The following is a 3,866-nucleotide window of genomic DNA, read 5'->3' as shown; positions in this document are numbered from 1 at the left end:
GGGTCGGGTGAATCTCCTGGCCGGCATGTCGTGCGAACGAAGAGGCCTCACAGACACCGCAGTTCGCCGACATGCACCAGGTGGGAAGAGTCCGCTGGCCCCGATCGAACCCGCCCTGTCGCGCGCCTGTGACACTCCCGCGACCCTCCCGCCACGAGCGCCTCATCCCGCGAGCCCGCCCAGCCATTGAACGGGGCGTGCGAGGGGCGCGGCCGCGTGTGCACGGGAACCGTGCCGAGTTGGACCCACGGAGGGGTCGGCTTGGGTGCCGGTTCCTGGCTGGTGCTGGTCCGACTCCGGCGGGGGCGGCGGTGATGGTGGGGCCCGGGAGGTGGCGGCAGAGCGCCTTGCTCGGCCTCTCGGGTGCCGGAATGTCGCCTTTGCCGACGCGCCGGAGCAGGCCGAACGTCACCCGACCCCCACCTGGACCGCAACGATCCCTGCGCGCGGGCCGTCAGCGAGGGACGGCCGCGGTCCGGCGTCGTCCTGCGGCATTGCCCGGGCATCACTGGTGACCTTGGGGAAACCGAGGGGCAGGCGCACGGAGAGGGGACCCGCCGATCTGGCCCATTCGGCGCCGGACCGCGAGAACGACGGGGTTGGACTCGGGGTCGGGGGCGACGGTCACCAGCATCGCCAGGAGGGCTGCTCCGCCGGCGACCGCCTCGCCGTCCGGGACCTTCAGCCACGAAGCGGCCGCCTGACGTGCGCTGAAGCGGGCGGGCCGGCTCGTCGGACCTGCCAGCCGTGCCCACCCATCGGCGATCGACGTCCAGAGCTCCGCCGCGCGGCGGAAATTCCCCGACGCCCAGGCCAGGTCGGCTCGGACCTGAGCCGCGGTGAGGGTGAAGGAGTGGCGGGGGCCGAACGACGCGGCCAGGGCGACGAGCAACCTTTCCGCTTGGTGCACGGCCAGGGCGAGATCGTGGCGCCGCGCCGCACGCAAGACCCGTTCCATGGCGCGTCGGTGCTCGGCGGGCATGCGGACGTTGTCGCCGCCGGATCTGTGCAGACGCTCACCCTCGGTGCGCGGGGGTGCCGTGTTGGGAAAGGTCAGGGTGCAACGTCCGTCGGGGCCGATGCGCAGTTCGAGCTGCCGCTCGTGTCGATCTTCCTGGTCGGCGACGACGAGCTTGAGCCTGGGGGGTGCCGCCCCCGGCGCGGGCGGGCGACCGCACGTCGGACAGACATCGCCCGCGCGTGGGCCGAGGCCTGCGGCACCCGGCTCGACCGGCGTCCCTCGGTCGGTCACGACGCCCCTGCCCAGGCGGACAGGAGGACGGCCTCGGACGGGGCCACCACCGGTGGGAGCGGGCGCACGTGCCGGTGACGGTGCACGCACAACGGGGAACGGCCCAGGGGCGCGGCTGCGCCGCCGATGCCAGCGGCCGTCGTCACGCGGGATTTCGTGTGCCGACCACGAGGTCGCTGTCTGGCTGCCGGTGGCAGGGCGGAGCCGTGCCTCGGCCGGCGCGTCAGGCGATGGGGCATGGGGAGTCTCTCCTTCGGAGGTACGTTGCTCCGGTCCCGGGCCGTCGAGCCGGCTCGCCGGATTTCGCCGGTCGGGCCGCGGAGCTTCGCGCAGCGGGACCATGAAGGTGAGAAGGTCGACTCGCACGGCGAGCCCGCGCCGTTATCGAACAGTTGCGACCGTTCATGGCGCAGGGGCGAGTCCGAGCCGAGTCGGACCCAGTAGCACGGGTCGGCTTGGGACACGGTCCCGGCCGCTCCACAGTTCTCGCCTCCTTGGCTGGATGTCGGGGTAGCAGGTGTCGGGGTAGCAGGTGTCACCGGCTCGGGCCGTTTCCTCGACTGGCACCCGTACAGCGGACCGGGCGACGGTTCGCGAGAGCGACTCTGTAACTGTTCGATAACAGCCCGAAGATGTCGCGCACTTCGACACTCTTTCTCCAAGGTCGTGCTCGTCCGCATCCGGCGAGCTGACGACCCGACAGACCAAGGCCGGATCAACTGCGGCCGCAAGCAGACGGACGGTGCCGATCGCCGAGGGGCGTCGCATCCGCCTGTGCCCCTGGCGATTCGAGAGGGAGACGTATGACCAAGGAACCCGGCCGGGCGGTCGGCGATGTCGTCGCCGGCCGCTTCGAGCTGAGACAGCGCCTCGGCTCCGGGGCGATGGGCACGGTGTGGCGGGCGCACGATGCGGTCCTGGAGAGGGACATAGCGCTCAAGGAGATGCGACCGCTTCGGCATGAGGATGCGGCGCGCGCCGACCACATGCGCGCGCGGGCCGTCCGCGAGGCCAAGGCCCTTGCCAGGCTCAATCACCCCAATGCGGTGACGATCTACGAGATCGTGGACGATCTCCCCTATCCGTGGCTGGTCATGGAGTTCGTCAGCGGTGTCCCGCTCGACGAACTGCTGCGCGACCGTACGCTGTCGCCGGCCCAAGCTGCCTCCGTCGGCCTCGACATCCTGGCTGCCCTGCGCGCCGCCCATGCAGCGGGCGTTCTGCACCGTGACGTGAAGCCCGCGAACGTCCTGATCCGCCCGGACGGCAGCGCCGTCCTCACCGACTTCGGCATAGCCGCACTCCAGGGCTCGCTCGATCTCACGGCCACCGGCGACCTCATCGGCTCGCCCGACTACCTTGCCCCGGAACGGATCAGTGCCGAATCGGCGGAAATCGGCCCGGCCAGCGATCTGTGGTCACTCGGCGTCCTGCTGTACATCTGCGTCGAGGGCGCGAACCCGATGCGCCGCGACTCGCTCTGGGAGACCCTGGTCGCCATCCGGGAAGACCCTCTGCCGGCCGTGCACCGAGCCGGTCCGCTCGGTCCGCTGATCTGGACACTGCTCAACAAGGACCCCGCCGCCCGCCCGAATTCCGAGGAGCTCGCGCGAGCCCTCGCAGCCGTCGCTGACGGACATCCGTACCGCCCGGGCGATGACGCTGCCGATGCCGCTGCTGCCGGCACGATCTCCCCCTCGGGGGCCGTGAGCGTGGTGGCCCCTTCCGACCTGCCGCCCACCGTCTCGGCCGTCACCACCGGCGCGGCCCCGGGAACGCTGAGGAAGAGGGCTCCCGGCATCGTACGCGTCGGGGTACTGACCACAGTGGGCATCCTCGTACTGGCCAGCAGCATTGCCATCTACAACGCCCAGCAGGGCGCACTCGGAGCGGCCCACGATGCCGCAGCCAGTGTGACAACCCCCGGCGCCGCCGCCCCCGATGCCACTGCACCCGCCAGCACCGCCTCGGCCATGGCCTCCACCGCAACCCTCAGAGCCGCGCCTCCCGCCACCACACCCCCGTCTTCGGGCGCGTGGATCGCTCAGCTGTCGGCCAGTCCCCAGAGCACCCCACAGGACAGACGCGACCAGGAACTCCTCACCATTCAGAAAGACATCCCCGGCGCGAAGATCCTCAACAGCGACGACTGGAGCTCCCTCCAGCCCGGAAACTGGGTGATCTACGCCACGGGCACCTTCCCCGACGGCAATGCCGTCCTCGCGTTCTGCTCCCGGCACGGCCAGAGCAAGTGCTTCGGCCGCTACCTCAGCCACGCCGCCGCCGACAGCCGCTACATCTGCCTGCCCGGGCCGGACGGCCCCCCGCGCGATCCCGAGAACTGCCACCGACCCTGACCCCGCCCCCCGCTCTCCGACCGGGCGATGCAGGACGCGGAACGGCGCGGCAGCCCCGCAGGACGCTCGGACCGGGCGACGGCGGACGGCGGCCACAGGCGGCCGACAGCCGCGCGACAGGGGCGGACCGATTTCGCGACACCGGGAAACACCGGTGCGCCAGCAGGGCTGTTGCAAAGTCCCAGCGAGCGTATGAGTCCGCAGGTCATAGCGGGGTGAGAGGCGGGAGTCGACCCGTCACGTACGCATCGAAGCTC

2 protein-coding genes are annotated in these 3,866 nt (G+C 71.3%); one reads left to right on the top strand and one right to left on the bottom strand.

Annotation, left to right across the window (positions count from 1 at the left end; translation table 11 throughout):
• Nucleotides 1-505 precede the first annotated feature (505 nt).
• Nucleotides 506-1,252, bottom strand: coding sequence for a tetratricopeptide repeat protein (locus ACIOFR_RS41865; protein WP_401006032.1), 747 nt, complete (start codon nucleotides 1,250-1,252; stop codon nucleotides 506-508).
• Nucleotides 1,253-2,055: 803 nt separating this feature from the next.
• Between ACIOFR_RS41865 and ACIOFR_RS41860 the strand changes: the two genes are divergently transcribed.
• Nucleotides 2,056-3,609 carry a serine/threonine-protein kinase gene (locus tag ACIOFR_RS41860; RefSeq protein WP_401006031.1) on the top strand — a complete coding sequence of 518 codons (1,554 nt, stop codon included), beginning with the start codon at nucleotides 2,056-2,058 and terminating at the stop codon, nucleotides 3,607-3,609.
• Nucleotides 3,610-3,866 lie beyond the last annotated feature (257 nt).

Source organism: Kitasatospora sp. NPDC088346, from assembly GCF_044740765.1.
Classification (GTDB): domain Bacteria; phylum Actinomycetota; class Actinomycetes; order Streptomycetales; family Streptomycetaceae; genus Kitasatospora.
Note: the sequence above shows the minus strand (reverse complement) of the source record. Positions and strands in the feature narration are given on the sequence as shown.

Bases quoted from the DNA above. Each gene is read 5' to 3' on its own strand.
- ACIOFR_RS41860 (WP_401006031.1), top strand. From the start codon at position 2,056: ATGACCAAGGAACCCGGCCGGGCGGTCGGCGATGTCGTCGCCGGCCGC.